Raw genomic sequence first — 14,433 nt, forward strand, 5'->3', positions numbered from 1 at the left:
TTTTGCACTGCATTCGCTAAATCGCAGGCAATAAAAAACCGACCCTGGGGTCGGTTTTTTAATGAGCGTGTCGCTTAGGCAGCAGCGGCAACGTTCAGAGCCTTGACGTGGCCATTCAGGCGGCTCTTATGGCGAGCAGCTTTGTTCTTGTGGATGATGCCTTTATCGGCCATACGGTCGATAACTGGCACGGCCAGAACGTAAGCGGCTTGCGCTTTTTCAGCGTCTTTTGCGTCGATGGCTTTAACTACATTCTTGATGTAGGTACGAACCATGGAACGCAGGCTGGCGTTGTGGCTGCGACGCTTCTCAGCCTGTTTTGCACGTTTTTTGGCGGAAGGTGTGTTGGCCACCGTCGAGCTCCTCGAAAGACTTTTTAGGAAATAGCAAACAAAATAGGCCGCGAATCATGCCGATGAGTTGAAGTCTTGTCAAGGGCGGGTGATGCGTTCCGCTGAGTGGTCGATCTAAAGAGGCGGGATATTTATTTCCGGCGCTTGACCTGTAAACTCGCGAGCTTTGGCTCTGTGCTGTTGCGGCGCGGAGTATCGCATAAGTGGGCGGTTTGTTCGCCTGCTGTTTATCGACAGGCAAAAACTCTTCAATGAACCTGCTTAAATCGTTGGCCGCCGTCAGCTCTATCACGATGCTTTCCCGGGTTCTGGGGTTCGTCCGTGACACGCTCGTCGCACGCATATTTGGCGCCGGGATGGCCACAGACGCCTTCTTTATCGCCTTCAAACTGCCCAATCTGTTGCGGCGAATATTCGCCGAGGGGGCGTTTTCCCAGGCCTTTGTGCCGATCCTGGCGGAATACAAAAGTCAGCAGGGCGAGGAGGCGACACGAACTTTCATCGCTTACGTGTCGGGCTTGCTCACGCTGGTACTGGCGCTGGTCACGATTCTGGGGATGGTCGCGGCGCCCTGGGTCATCTGGGCAACGGCCCCGGGGTTTACCAATACGCCGGAAAAATTCCAGCTGACCTCCAGCCTGTTACGAGTGACCTTTCCTTATATATTGCTGATCTCGCTGTCCTCGCTGGCCGGGGCGATCCTCAATACCTGGAACCGTTTTTCGGTGCCGGCCTTCGTGCCGACGCTGCTCAACGTCAGCATGATCGTCTTCACATTGTTCCTGACGCCGTACTTCGATCCGCCGGTAATGGCGCTGGGCTGGGCCGTGCTGGTCGGTGGCCTGGCGCAATTGCTCTATCAACTGCCGCACCTGAAAAAAATCGGCATGTTGGTGTTGCCACGCCTTAATCTGCGCGACACCGGTGTCTGGCGGGTGATGAAACAGATGCTGCCGGCGATCCTCGGGGTCTCGGTCAGCCAGATTTCGTTGATCATCAACACCATTTTTGCCTCGTTTCTGGTGGCGGGTTCGGTGTCCTGGATGTATTACGCCGACCGCCTGATGGAATTGCCATCCGGCGTTCTCGGTGTGGCATTGGGCACGATTTTGCTGCCGACGCTGGCCAAAACCTACGCCAGCAAGGATCGCCACGAATACTCGCGTATTCTCGATTGGGGTCTGCGCCTGTGCTTCGTGCTGGTGCTGCCGTGCTCGCTGGCGCTGGGGATTCTGGCGGAGCCGCTGACCGTTTCGCTGTTCCAGTACGGTCAATTCAGCGCATTTGATGCCTCGATGACCCAGCGTGCCCTGATTGCCTACTCGGTCGGTTTGCTCGGGATTATCGTGATTAAAGTGCTGGCGCCGGGTTTCTATGCGCAACAAAACATTCGCACACCGGTAAAAATCGCGATTTTCACGCTGGTCGTCACTCAGTTGTTCAACCTGGCCTTGATCGGCCCGTTGAAACACGCAGGGCTGGCCTTGGCCATTAGCTTGGGTGCATGTATCAACGCCGGTTTGTTGTTCTATCAGTTGCGCAAACAGAAGATGTATCAGCCACAGCCAGGCTGGGGCCTGTTCGGGCTCAAACTGGTGGTTGCGGTGACGGTGATGTCCGTGGTTCTGCTGGGGGCGATGCATTTCATGCCGGCCTGGGGCGAAGGGCACATGCCGGGGCGCTTCCTGCGTCTGGGGGCTTTGGTCGGTGCTGGTGTGGTGACCTATTTCGGTATGTTGGCGTTGATGGGCTTCCGTCTGCGGGACTTCAATCGCAAGGCGTTGAACTGAAGACGCGGCATCAATAATCGCGGGTCGGGCGCCAGTTTTGTCGGTTCGATCACTTTGGGTTACGGTGTTGCCTGTTGTCGGCCGCCGGGTGTGGTTATAATCGACCACTTTATGAGCAAGAAGCGCGTTATGCAGCTGGTTCGAGGCCTCCACAATTTGCGCCCCCAGCATCGGGGCTGTGTCGCCACTATTGGCAACTTTGACGGTGTTCACCGTGGTCACCAGGCTATCCTGGCCCGACTGCGTGAGCGTGCGCTCGAGTTGGGTGTACCCAGCTGCGTGGTGATTTTCGAGCCGCAGCCGCGTGAGTTTTTCGCCCCGGACACGGCTCCCGCCCGTCTGGCGCGCTTGCGCGACAAGCTGCAGTTGCTGGCCGCCGAAGGGGTTGACCGGGTTCTGTGCCTGGCTTTCAATCATCGTTTGAGCAAGCTCAGCGCTGCCGAGTTCGTTGACACCATTCTGGTCGATGGCCTGGGTGTGCAGCATCTGGAGGTCGGTGACGACTTCCGTTTCGGCTGTGATCGGGTAGGGGATTTCGATTTCCTGCTACAGGCCGGGGCCGTCCAGGGGTTCACCGTCGAAGCGGCGCAGACCGTTGAACTGGACGGGTTGCGTGTCAGCAGCACGCAAGTGCGTAATGCCTTGGCCGCCGCTGATTTTACCTTGGCCGAGCGCTTGCTCGGCCATCCGTTCGGGATTGCCGGGCGGGTCCTGCACGGGCAGAAGCTGGCGCGCCAATTGGGTACGCCAACCGCCAACGTGCAACTCAAGCGTCGTCGTGTACCGCTGACCGGGGTTTACCTGGTGAGCGTCGAAGTCGACGGCAAGACCTGGCCGGGCGTCGCCAATATTGGTGTTCGGCCAACGGTTGAAGGTGATGGCAAAGCCCACCTTGAAGTCCATATTCTAGATTTTGCCGGCGATCTGTATGACCGGCGTTTGACGGTGGTTTTCCACCACAAGCTGCGCGAAGAGCAGCGTTTCGCCTCTCTGGAGGCGCTTAAGACGGCGATCAATGCGGATGTCGCCGCCGCCCGTGCCCTAGCCGCACCTAGCGCCAATCGCTAATGAAGAGCCTTAAATGACCGACTATAAAGCCACGCTAAACCTTCCGGACACCGCCTTCCCAATGAAGGCCGGCCTGCCTCAGCGCGAACCGCAGATTCTGCAGCGCTGGGACAGCATTGGCCTGTACCAGAAGTTGCGTGAGATTGGTAAGGATCGTCCGAAGTTCGTTCTGCACGACGGTCCTCCGTACGCCAACGGCACCATTCATATCGGTCATGCGCTCAACAAGATTCTCAAGGACATGATCATCCGCTCGAAGACCCTTTCGGGTTTCGATGCGCCTTATGTTCCGGGCTGGGACTGCCACGGTCTGCCGATCGAGCACAAAGTCGAAGTGACCCACGGCAAGAACCTCACGGCGGATAAAACCCGTGAGCTGTGCCGTGCCTACGCCACCGAGCAGATCGAAGGCCAGAAGTCCGAGTTCATCCGCCTGGGTGTGCTGGGTGACTTCGCCAACCCGTACAAGACCATGGATTTCAAGAACGAGGCCGGCGAAATCCGCGCCTTGGCGGAAATCGTCAAGGGTGGTTTCGTGTTCAAGGGCCTCAAGCCTGTGAACTGGTGCTTCGACTGCGGTTCGGCCCTGGCTGAAGCCGAAGTTGAATACGAGAACAAAAAGTCCTCGACCATCGACGTCGCCTTCCCGATTGCCGACGAAGCCAAACTGGCTGCCGCCTTCGGCCTGCCATCGTTGGGCAAACCGGCTTCGATCGTGATCTGGACCACCACCCCGTGGACCATCCCGGCCAACCAGGCGCTGAACGTTCACCCTGAGTTCAACTACGCCCTGGTCGACGTCGGCGACAAACTGCTGGTGCTGGCTGAAGAGCTGGTCGAGTCGTGCCTGGCTCGCTACAACCTTGAAGGTTCGGTCATCGCCACAGCCACTGGCGCGGCGCTGGAGTTGATCAACTTCCGCCACCCGTTCTACGATCGCCTGTCGCCGGTTTACCTGGCCGAGTACGTCGAACTGGGCGCCGGCACTGGCGTGGTTCACTCCTCGCCGGCCTACGGTGTAGACGACTTCGTGACCTGCAAAGCTTACGGCATGGTCAACGACGACATCCTCAATCCGGTGCAAAGCAACGGCGTTTACGTGCCGTCGCTGGAGTTTTTCGGCGGCCAGTTCATCTGGAAGGCCAACCCGGCTATCGTCGACAAGCTGACGGAAGTCGGTGCGCTGCTGCACACCAGCATCATCGAACACAGCTACATGCACTGCTGGCGTCACAAGACCCCGCTGATCTACCGCGCTACGGCGCAGTGGTTCATCGGCATGGACAAACAGCCGGCAACTGGCGACACCTTGCGCAAACGCGCGATCAAAGCCATCGAAGACACCAAATTCGTACCGGCCTGGGGCCAGGCGCGCCTGCACTCGATGATCGCCAACCGTCCGGACTGGTGCATCTCCCGTCAGCGCAACTGGGGCGTGCCGATCCCGTTCTTCCTGCACAAGGAAAGCGGCGAGCTGCACCCACGCACCGTCGAGCTGATGGAAGAGGTCGCCCAGCGCGTCGAAGTCGAAGGTATCGAAGCCTGGTTCAAGATGGACGCGGCCGAGCTGCTCGGTGACGAAGCGCCGCAGTACGACAAGATCAGCGATACCCTCGACGTCTGGTTCGATTCGGGCACCACGCACTGGCACGTCCTGCGCGGTTCGCACCCGATGGGCCACGAGAACGGTCCGCGTGCCGACCTGTACCTGGAAGGTTCCGACCAACACCGCGGCTGGTTCCACTCGTCGCTGTTGACCGGTTGCGCCATCGACAACCACGCGCCGTACCGCGAACTGCTGACCCACGGTTTCACCGTCGACGAAGCCGGTCGCAAGATGTCCAAGTCCCTGGGCAACGTGATCGCGCCGCAGAAAGTCAACGACACCCTGGGCGCCGATATCATGCGCCTGTGGGTCGCTTCGACCGATTATTCAGGCGAAATGGCGGTTTCCGACCAGATCCTGCAACGCAGTGCGGACGCCTACCGGCGGATTCGTAACACCGCGCGCTTCCTGCTTTCCAACCTGACCGGTTTCAACCCGGCCACCGACATCCTGCCGGCAGAAGAAATGCTCGCGCTGGACCGTTGGGCCGTGGACCGTACCTTGCTGCTGCAACGCGAGCTGCAAGAGCACTACGGTGAATACCGTTTCTGGAACGTCTACTCCAAGGTGCACAACTTCTGCGTGCAGGAGCTGGGCGGTTTCTACCTCGACATCATCAAGGACCGTCAGTACACCACTGGCGCCAACAGCAAGGCCCGCCGTTCGGCGCAAACCGCGCTGTTCCACATCTCCGAAGCGCTGGTGCGCTGGATCGCGCCGATCCTTGCGTTCACCGCTGATGAGCTGTGGCAATACCTGCCGGGCGAGCGCAATGAATCGGTCATGCTCAACACCTGGTACGAAGGCCTCAGCGAGTTGCCGGAAGGCTTCGAACTGGACCGCGCCTACTGGGAGCGGATCATGGCGGTCAAGGTCGCGGTCAACAAGGAAATGGAAATCCAGCGCGCGGCCAAGGCCGTGGGCGGTAACCTGCAAGCCGAAGTGACGCTGTTCGCCGAAGAGGCGCTGAGCGCCGACCTGGCCAAGCTGAGCAACGAACTGCGCTTCGTGCTGATCACCTCGACCGCGAGCATTGCACCGTTCGTGCAAGCGCCGGCCGACGCGGTTGAAACCGAAGTCAGCGGTCTGAAACTCAAAGTGGTCAAGTCGAGCTTCGCCAAGTGCGCCCGTTGCTGGCACTGCCGTGAAGACGTTGGCGTGAACCCCGAGCATCCGGAAATCTGCGGTCGTTGCGTCGACAACATCAGCGGTGCTGGCGAGGTTCGTCACTATGCCTAATGCTGCTAGCCGTTTCGGACGGCTGAGCTGGCTCTGGTTGAGCGTGCTGGTTCTGGTCATTGACCAGGCCAGCAAGTTCCACTTCGAAAGCTCGTTGACCATGTACCAGCAAATCGTGGTGATCCCTGATTATTTCAGCTGGACCCTGGCCTACAACACAGGCGCGGCCTTCAGTTTCCTGGCTGACAGCTCCGGCTGGCAGCGCTGGTTGTTTGCCCTGATCGCGGTCGTGGTCAGTGCGGTGCTGGTGGTCTGGCTCAAGCGTCTGGGGCGCAACGACACCTGGCTGGCGATTGCGCTGGCACTGGTGCTCGGCGGTGCGCTGGGTAACCTGTACGACCGCATTGCCCTGGGCCATGTGATCGATTTCATTCTGGTGCATTGGCAGAACCGCTGGTATTTCCCGGCGTTCAACTTTGCCGACAGCGCCATCAGCGTCGGGGCTGTGATGCTCGCGCTGGATATGTTCAAAAGCAAGAAGACCGGAGAAGCCGTTCATGACTGAACAGGTATTGGCTGAGCAACGCATCGGCCAGAACACGGAAGTCACATTGCACTTTGCATTGCGCCTGGAGAACGGCGACACCGTCGACAGTACCTTCGACAAAGCCCCGGCGACCTTCAAGGTCGGCGACGGCAACCTGCTGCCAGGTTTCGAAGCTGCGCTGTTTGGCTTCAAGGCGGGTGACAAGCGTAATCTGACGATTCAGCCAGAAAACGCCTTTGGCCAGCCCAACCCGCAAAACGTGCAGATCATCCCGCGTTCGCAGTTCCAGGATATGGAACTGTCCGAAGGCTTGCTGGTGATCTTCAACGATGCGGCGAATACTGAGCTGCCCGGTGTGGTCAAGGCATTCGATGACGCTCAGGTGACCATCGACTTCAACCACCCGCTGGCTGGCAAGACATTGACCTTTGACGTAGAAATCATCAACGTCAAAGCGCTGTAACCTGTAGGAGCTGAGCTTGCTCGCGATGAGGGCCTGACATTCAACATTGATGTTGGATGACAATCAGTCATCGCGAGCAAGCTCAGCTCCTACAAATGATCTAATTTCTTGCGCGCAAGACACGAGGCACAGCATGCAAATCAAACTCGCCAACCCCCGTGGTTTCTGCGCCGGCGTGGACCGGGCGATCGAAATCGTCAACCGCGCCCTGGAAGTCTTCGGGCCGCCAATCTATGTGCGCCACGAAGTGGTCCACAACAAATTCGTCGTTGAAGACCTGCGCGCACGCGGGGCAATCTTCGTTGAAGAACTGGATCAGGTGCCGGACGACGTCATCGTGATTTTCAGCGCCCATGGGGTTTCCCAGGCCGTTCGTACCGAAGCTGCAGGCCGTGGCCTGAAGGTCTTCGATGCGACTTGCCCATTGGTGACCAAAGTGCACATCGAAGTGGCGCGCTACAGCCGCGACGGTCGTGAGTGCATTCTGATCGGCCACGCCGGTCACCCGGAAGTCGAAGGCACCATGGGCCAGTACGACGCTAGCAACGGTGGTGCGATCTACCTCGTCGAAGACGAAAAGGACGTTGCCGCGTTGAATGTGCGCAATCCTGAAACACTCGCCTTCGTCACTCAGACCACCTTGTCGATGGACGACACCAGCCGTGTGATCGATGCCTTGCGCACTCGTTTCCCGGCCATTGGCGGCCCACGCAAGGACGACATCTGCTACGCCACGCAAAACCGTCAGGACGCCGTCAAGCAACTGGCTGACGAATGTGACGTGGTGCTGGTGGTCGGCAGCCCGAACAGCTCCAACTCCAACCGCTTGCGCGAGCTGGCTGAGCGCATGTCTACCCCGGCGTACCTGATCGACGGTGCCGAAGACATGCAGCGCAGCTGGTTCGATGGCGTCGAGCGTATCGGCATCACCGCCGGGGCCTCGGCACCGGAAGTGCTGGTTCGTGGCGTTATCGAGCAACTGCAGGTCTGGGGCGCGATCGGTGCCGATGAACTGGCCGGTCGCGAGGAGAACATCACCTTCTCCATGCCCAAAGAGCTACGCGTTCGCTCCCTGCTCTGATTCCTCACCTCCCGCACACAAGGCCTGCTCGGCCTTGTCGCTGCGCAGGCTGACGCGGCCGCTTCTGGACAGCACCACCTGGTGATGACTGACCGGCTCGCGGTCCGCGCAGATGTGCAACGTCCCGGCCTGAAAGGCACCGCTGGGCAACTGCGGCTCGCCCAGACCGCTGAACCGTACAAAACTCCTCACCGGCCGATTGCCCACAATCGGCACCCCGACGCTTGTCTGGCGCTCGAGCAACAGCGGGTTGCTGCTGTCCTGATGCCCCTCGCCACTAATGTCCAGAATGATTCGCCAGCCTTGACCCCAATCGTCGTTCAACGCGTGGATGACAAGGGTCTGATTGCGCAGGATGGCCTCGGTGCGGGCGTTGCGCATGCCGCTGGCGAGTGTTTGCGCCGCGGTCTCGCGACTCACTGATTGCGTGTACTCGCTGAGCACCGGACTGACCTGGTGCAGAACGATCGCTGCGATTGCCAGTCCGATAAGCAGTTCTATCAGACCGAAACCCTTCTGATGCATGGCATCTCCTTCCCTGGAGAGGGCGTTGGGTTGTGCAACGAATGTCAAAACAACCCTGCGGCTACCGGTTGAATGTTCTAGCTTGATACATCTAGGTGTAGTCGTTGGCAGCGGAGGGCAGCGATGAATCATCGTACAAAAGGTTTCACGCTGGTCGAATTGCTGGTGATCCTTGCGGTCATGGCGATTCTGCTCACCCTGGCGGTACCGGCGTTCAACAGTTCAATACAGAACGCCAAGGCCGATACCGAAATCAGTGATTTGCAGCGAGGACTCAATTACGCCCGCCTGGAGGCGATCGACCGGGGCATCACCACGCGCATCCGGCCAACAGCCGGCGGCAGCGTCTGGACCGGGGAGTTGACGGTGTACGACAGCACCGGTTCACCGGCGAATGTATTGCGGGTTATTCCGGCGATGAGCAGCGGCGCCACTCTGACGCTAACCTCTGGAGTGACCAGCATCGATTTCAACAACTTGGGTGGGTTGTCGGCGCCGGCCACGGCAGTGCTGTTCAATTACGTATCAGGGGCGCAGAGCCGGACGCTCAGCGTGTGTTTAAACGGACGGATTGTCTTGGGTGGAAGTTGCGGATGACAGGAGCGGGATCGCGTGCACAGGACGGCATGACACTGATCGAAGTGTTGGTTGCGCTGTTGATTCTGAGCGTAGGGCTATTGGGCGCGGCGGCGACTCAGCTGAATGCGCTGAAGTACACCGACAGCTCGCTCATGAGCAGCCAGGCGAGCTTTATCGCCTACGACATGATGGACCGGATTCGCGCCAATTCTGCGGCCGACTACACCGTCACGCCGCCGACCTCGGGCAATTTGAATGTCACCCGGGATCAGGACCTGTATGACTTCACCACCAATATCATCAGCTTCGGCGGCCCGACCGCTACGGGCAGCATTAGCCTGAACCAGCGGGTGTATACCATCACCATTACCTGGGATGACTCGCGGGCAGCCGCCGCTACTTCGACTCGCAGCTTTGTCCTGAGCAGCCGCGCCACCGTCGATCCAGTGACGACGCCATGAATCGTTCTTCCCGAGGGTTTGGTCTGATCGAGCTGATGATCGCCATGGCGATCAGCTTGATCGTGGTGCTCGGCGTGGCGCAGATTTTTATATCGGCGAAAAGCACCTACATCAGCCAGAGCACTTCTGCCGGGATGCAGGAGGATGCGCGGTTTGTCCTGAGCAAAATGATTCAGGAAATTCGCATGGTCGGGATGTTCGGTTGCCTGGGGACGATTACCGACGCGAGCTCGGCCGGCGACTTCAATGCCAGCCAGATCACCCCCATCAGTTGGGACAACACCGCGCTCAAACTGACCCTGGTGACGTCGGATGTCGGCGGCAACGGTGGCGTGCCTACCTGGACTGTGGTGTCTGACTGCCGAACCAGCGCAACGGCCTACTCAGGGGCGCACACCCCCGTAGCCGGGCAATTGGCGTTTCCGATCCGGCGGTTGGCCTATAGCCTGAGCAATGGCCAGATCCTGATGACCTCTGGCACCGGCGGTGCATCGGCGGTACTGGTGAACAACGTCAGTGCTTTCAACGTGACCTTCGGCATGGCCACCAGCGCCACCGATGTTGCCGCGTCGAGTTACAGCAGCAATCCGACCGACCCGACGCGAATCCGCAGTGTGCGTTTGACCCTGACCCTGACGGACCCCAACAACCGCGTGCGCAATCAGACTTTCAACGTGGTTGCCGCTTTGCGCAACCGGTTGATGTAGGGGCGATGCCAATGATTCTTTCGCCCCTCAAGGCACACGCCCAGCGCGGCATGGCACTGCTGATGAGCCTGGTGTTTCTGCTGCTGTTGACGCTGATTGGTATCTCGTCGATGCAGAACGCCACGCTCCAGGAAAAAATGGCCGGCAGCGTGACGCTGCGCAATCAATCTTTCCAGGGCGCAGAGGCAGCGTTGCGGATCGGTGAAAGCGCCGTACAACTGAGCGCATACACCCTGGCGGCCTGCGCCAACACCACCCAATGTGCCCCGCCGGCCGAATCTTCAGTGATCACGGCTGCTGGCTTCAACGCCACCTCCGGGGTGACCTGGATCGCTGCCGGCAGCGGCTTTTACGGTGTGCAGAACCTGGGCACTACGTTGAGCGCCGTGAATATCCCGAGCAACACTTCGGCGACGCTCTATCGGGTCACCGCCGTCGGGTTGGCGGGTACTTCGCGCAGTGTGGTGGAGAGCATCTATGCGAAATACTGAGGCTCGTCGTCGGGAGCCGCGCCGTTGGTTGACGCAGTTAGTCTGCGGCTGGCTGCTGGGGCTTTATCTGGCCGCACCGGCGTATGCCTTCACGCCATCGGATTCACCACTGCTCGGCGCGTCGGCAGTCGCGCCAAACGTACTGCTGCTGCTCGATGATTCGGGGAGCATGAACAGCATCATCTATGCCTCGGGGTTTGCCCCGACCGTTTCACGAACTCCGGCCCAGCAATGTAACGCGCTCTTTGGCTTGTGCTTTAGTGGCTCGGCTATCGTTGGCGATCCGATCCTGCTGTCCAGTTTGCCCCAGTCGGGATGTTCCAGCGGTTACTACGCGTTCTACAAAAACAGCCTGACGCCGCTGTGCCTCAAGCTCCCTGACCCGGTGGGCGGCGGCAACACCCGTTATTCCGATAACTACATTTCCTACCTGGTGAGCCTGGCCAACGGCAACAATCGCGACTTCACCGACGGCTCGATACCCAATGACTACCGAATCAACGTGGCGCGCAACGTAGCCACGGCGCTGATCACCAGTAATCGCGGGCTGCGTTTCGGTCTGGCAACCTATAACTCGCCGAATACCCATGGCAACAGTGATGGTAATCATGGCAACGGCGTTGGCAGTGGTATCGGCAACAATAATGCCGGTAATGGCGGTTACATCGTCAACGACATCAGTGATCTGACGGTGGTCAGCGGCAGCGTGACCCAGGCCCAGGCGGACGCCAACTACAACGCGCTGATCTCTTCTGTCGGCGCCCTGAGCGCGATATCCAATACACCACTGGCAGAAACCTACTACGAAATCACCCGCTATTTTCGCGGCATGACGCCGTACTACAACTCCGGGCCAGCCACCTACACCAGTCCGATCCAGTACCGCTGCCAGAAGAACTACGGGGTGGTCATCACTGATGGTCTGCCGACGTACGACCGGAGTTTTCCGAACGACGATCCACTCGGTGGCACCCGGCTGCCCAACTGGGACGGGATCAACAATGACGGTAACGACCTAAACGGCGATGACGAGGGTGACACCCTGTACCTGGACGATATCGCCAAATTCGCGTTCGATATCGATATGCGCTCCACCGGCACGGATCTGGCGGGCAAAAGCTGGAGTTCACCGGACTTCCCCAAGCAGAACCTGAACACCTACACGGTGGGGTTCACGACCGCCAATCAGATGTTGGCGGATGCCGCCCGTTACGGGCAGGGCAAGTACTATCAGGCAACCGACAGCGCCAGCCTCAACACCGCGTTATCGGCAGCCTTGAGCGACATCTCCACCAAGGCTGGCTCGGGTGGCAGCGGCGTCGCCAGCAGCAACACGCTGACCAGTGGCTCCAGCTATTTTCAGACCGGCTACGACCCCAAGGACTGGCGTGGCACGATCAAGGCCTTTGGCTTCACCTCAAGCGGAGCCGTGGACACCACTTCTGTGCTGTGGACCACCGACACAGCCATTGTTCCCGGCGCGACGGCGCCGACTTATCAGTCCTGGAACACCACAACCAACGCCGCGGTTACCCTGGCCTACGGCAACTTTTCCAGCACCCAGCAAACCAGCCTCAGCCAGAACTTGCCGACCGGTATCAGCGGCAGCGATCTGGTGGAGTGGAGCAAGGGCACCAATAAAACCGGTTTGAAGACTCGTGCCGTGCTGCTTGGGGACATCATCAACTCGCCATTGACGCTGGCATCGCCCACTGACAAAACCGCTTCGGACCTGGCCGGGAGTACCAGTTACAGCACGTTCCTGACCAGCAAAGCCGCGAACATGAACACCAGCCTGGTGGTGAATGCCAACGATGGCTTCGTCAATGTCATCAACGCCGGCAACGGTGCACGGCTCTACGGCTACATGCCTTCCAGCGTGCTGTCGTCGCTGCATTTCATCGCCGATACCGCCTACATCAATGGCACCAGCCACAAGTTCCTCAACGATGGCCAGGTCGGTGTATTCGATGCCCAACTCAACAACGCCTGGAAAACCCTGGCCCTGGGTGGCGTGGGGGCGGGCGGCAAGACCTTTTACGCCGTGCAGCTGTTTGATGGGACGGCGGGGAACGTGACCAACGCCTTGTGGGAAATCAGCGCGCCGACCACCGCCAACACTGCGAACGCTTTCAATGATCTGGGTTATGCCTACGCGCGGCCGGAAGTGGCACGCTTGGCCGATGGTCGCTGGGCGGCCTTCATCTCCAATGGCTACGGCAGCAATTCGGGTGTTGCCGCGCTGTACGTGGTGGATATTCGCGATGGTTCGCTGATCAGGAAAATCGTTATCGACAGCACCGAAACCACCAATGGCCTGTCATCGGTCAAGCTCAAGGTCGACTCGCAAAGCATTGTGCAGGCGGCCTATGGCGGTGATTTGAAAGGCCGGATGTGGAAGTTCGACTTGAGCAGCTCGAACCCCGCCAGCTGGGGCGTGGCCTTTTCCGGTAAGCCGCTATTCACTGCACCGGGCGGCGCGACGCAGCCGATTACTGCGCAACCGTTGCTGGCGGACCATCCGATCAACGGCAAGGAGGTGTTTTTCGGTACCGGGAAATTCAACGAGACTGCTGACAAGCTCAGCAAGGACCAGCAAGCGTTTTATGGGGTGTGGGATGCTGATGGAGGTTCGGGGCAGATCAGCGTGTCGAGCTTGCAGGCGCAGGCTGTGACCGGGGTTTTCACGGGGACCGCCGGGGGGCAGTTCATCACTACCTCACAGAACCCCGTGACCTATCCGGCGCAGAACGGCTGGTACTTGCCGCTGGTGTACAACAATGCCCTGACCGGTGAGCGGGTGATCAACCAGGCGGCCCTGGTGCTCGGGCGAATTGTATTTACCACGGCCAGCATCGACACCACGGACCCCTGTTCAAGCTTTGGCAACGGCAAACTGGTCGAACTCGATGCGTTCAGCGGTAAGATGCTCAACTATGCGGTGCTCGACACCAATGGCGATGGCCTGGTCGACACGAACGACACGATCTCCAGCGGGGTGATTTTTACCGGTGGTATTCCGACGCTGAATGCGATCGTCAACAGTGCAACCCGCAAGATCGTGAACGACTCCAGTGGTGGCATCACCACTCTGGTTGAAAAATCCGGCGGTGGTAGCCGTCGAATCATGTGGCGACAAATACAGTAAGTGAGAGTTGAGGCAATGCGCAGATCCAACCAAGGTTTTACCCTGATCGAAATTATGATCGTGATTGCGATCATCGGGATTGTGGTGACCATTTCCGCTCCACTCCTTACCGAGTACGTGAAGCGAAGCCATCGCACCGAAATTGCCGGGCTGCTGTCCGAGCAGGCGCAAAACCTTGAACGGTTCTATTCGAAAAACAATGTGTACAGCAACGCTACCGGGCTGAGTGCCGGCAATGACTACTACACCATTACCCCGACACTGACCGATCAGACCTTCTTGCTCACCGCCGTGCGCAAGGCCGGGTCAACGATGGCCAGTGACAAATGTGGGGATTTCACCCTCAGCAACACCGGCGTCAGAGGCATGAACAATGCGACGACCGGGCTGACCACCAAGGATTGCTGGGGTCGCTGAGTACCTTTCCTCGGGCGC

General features: G+C 59.2%; 14 protein-coding genes. 12 read left to right on the top strand and 2 right to left on the bottom strand.

Features of this window, described 5'->3' with window-relative positions:
* Nucleotides 1-74: 74 nt before the first annotated feature.
* Complete coding sequence (gene rpsT / locus AO353_RS14125) at nt 75-353, bottom strand: 30S ribosomal protein S20 (RefSeq protein WP_003185593.1); 279 nt, start codon at nt 351-353, stop codon at nt 75-77.
* 251 nt (nt 354-604) lie between these two features.
* Between rpsT and murJ the strand changes: the two genes are divergently transcribed.
* The 6 genes from murJ to ispH all read left to right on the top strand — a co-directional run bounded on the left by murJ (nt 605) and on the right by ispH (nt 8,087).
* The gene (murJ, locus tag AO353_RS14130) at nt 605-2,143 is read left to right on the top strand and encodes a murein biosynthesis integral membrane protein MurJ (RefSeq protein WP_054595514.1); all 1,539 of its coding nucleotides are present in this window, start codon (nt 605-607) and stop codon (nt 2,141-2,143) included.
* 129 nt (nt 2,144-2,272) lie between these two features.
* Nucleotides 2,273-3,211, top strand: a complete 939-nt coding sequence (gene ribF, locus AO353_RS14135) for a bifunctional riboflavin kinase/FAD synthetase (RefSeq protein WP_054595515.1) — start codon at nt 2,273-2,275, stop codon at nt 3,209-3,211.
* A 13-nt stretch (nt 3,212-3,224) separates the two neighbouring features.
* The gene (ileS, locus tag AO353_RS14140; RefSeq protein ID WP_054595516.1) at nt 3,225-6,056 is read left to right on the top strand and encodes an isoleucine--tRNA ligase; all 2,832 of its coding nucleotides are present in this window, start codon (nt 3,225-3,227) and stop codon (nt 6,054-6,056) included.
* Nucleotides 6,049-6,561 carry a signal peptidase II gene (gene lspA, locus AO353_RS14145; RefSeq protein WP_019691622.1) on the top strand — a complete coding sequence of 171 codons (513 nt, stop codon included), beginning with the start codon at nt 6,049-6,051 and terminating at the stop codon, nt 6,559-6,561. The genes ileS and lspA overlap by 8 nt, the downstream gene beginning before the upstream one ends.
* Nucleotides 6,562-6,568: 7 nt before the next feature.
* Nucleotides 6,569-7,006 carry an FKBP-type peptidyl-prolyl cis-trans isomerase gene (fkpB, locus tag AO353_RS14150; RefSeq protein ID WP_173860013.1) on the top strand — a complete coding sequence of 146 codons (438 nt, stop codon included), beginning with the start codon at nt 6,569-6,571 and terminating at the stop codon, nt 7,004-7,006.
* A gap of 133 nt (nt 7,007-7,139) precedes the next feature.
* Nucleotides 7,140-8,087: a 4-hydroxy-3-methylbut-2-enyl diphosphate reductase gene (gene ispH, locus AO353_RS14155; RefSeq protein WP_054595518.1), complete on the top strand. Its 948-nt coding sequence runs from the start codon at nt 7,140-7,142 to the stop codon at nt 8,085-8,087.
* Here the strand turns inward: ispH and AO353_RS14160 are convergent.
* The gene (locus AO353_RS14160) at nt 8,064-8,612 is read right to left on the bottom strand and encodes a GspH/FimT family pseudopilin (protein ID WP_054595519.1); all 549 of its coding nucleotides are present in this window, start codon (nt 8,610-8,612) and stop codon (nt 8,064-8,066) included. The genes ispH and AO353_RS14160 overlap by 24 nt on opposite strands.
* A gap of 123 nt (nt 8,613-8,735) precedes the next feature.
* On the opposite strand from AO353_RS14160, the gene AO353_RS14165 reads away from it, so the two are divergent.
* From AO353_RS14165 to AO353_RS14190, 6 genes are read left to right on the top strand one after another with little or no spacing between them, the layout of a single operon-like run.
* Nucleotides 8,736-9,209 carry a GspH/FimT family pseudopilin gene (locus tag AO353_RS14165; protein WP_054595520.1) on the top strand — a complete coding sequence of 158 codons (474 nt, stop codon included), beginning with the start codon at nt 8,736-8,738 and terminating at the stop codon, nt 9,207-9,209.
* Nucleotides 9,206-9,652 (top strand): type IV pilus modification protein PilV, encoded by a 447-nt coding sequence (gene pilV, locus AO353_RS14170; protein ID WP_054595521.1) that lies wholly within the window; start codon nt 9,206-9,208, stop codon nt 9,650-9,652. Before AO353_RS14165 ends, pilV begins: the two co-directional genes overlap by 4 nt.
* Nucleotides 9,649-10,359 (top strand): PilW family protein, encoded by a 711-nt coding sequence (locus tag AO353_RS14175; RefSeq protein ID WP_054595522.1) that lies wholly within the window; start codon nt 9,649-9,651, stop codon nt 10,357-10,359. The genes pilV and AO353_RS14175 overlap by 4 nt, the downstream gene beginning before the upstream one ends.
* Before the next feature lie 5 nt (nt 10,360-10,364).
* Entirely contained in the window at nt 10,365-10,850 is a 486-nt protein-coding gene (locus AO353_RS14180) for a pilus assembly PilX family protein (protein ID WP_371917639.1), read from the top strand.
* Nucleotides 10,837-13,998 (top strand): pilus assembly protein, encoded by a 3,162-nt coding sequence (locus AO353_RS14185; RefSeq protein ID WP_054595523.1) that lies wholly within the window; start codon nt 10,837-10,839, stop codon nt 13,996-13,998. The genes AO353_RS14180 and AO353_RS14185 overlap by 14 nt, the downstream gene beginning before the upstream one ends.
* Nucleotides 13,999-14,013: 15 nt before the next feature.
* Nucleotides 14,014-14,415, top strand: coding sequence for a type IV pilin protein (locus AO353_RS14190; RefSeq protein WP_054595524.1), 402 nt, complete (start codon nt 14,014-14,016; stop codon nt 14,413-14,415).
* The last annotated feature ends 18 nt before the right edge of the window (nt 14,416-14,433 follow it).

It is taken from the genome of Pseudomonas fluorescens, from assembly GCF_001307155.1.
GTDB classification, from domain to species: domain Bacteria; phylum Pseudomonadota; class Gammaproteobacteria; order Pseudomonadales; family Pseudomonadaceae; genus Aquipseudomonas; species Aquipseudomonas helvetica.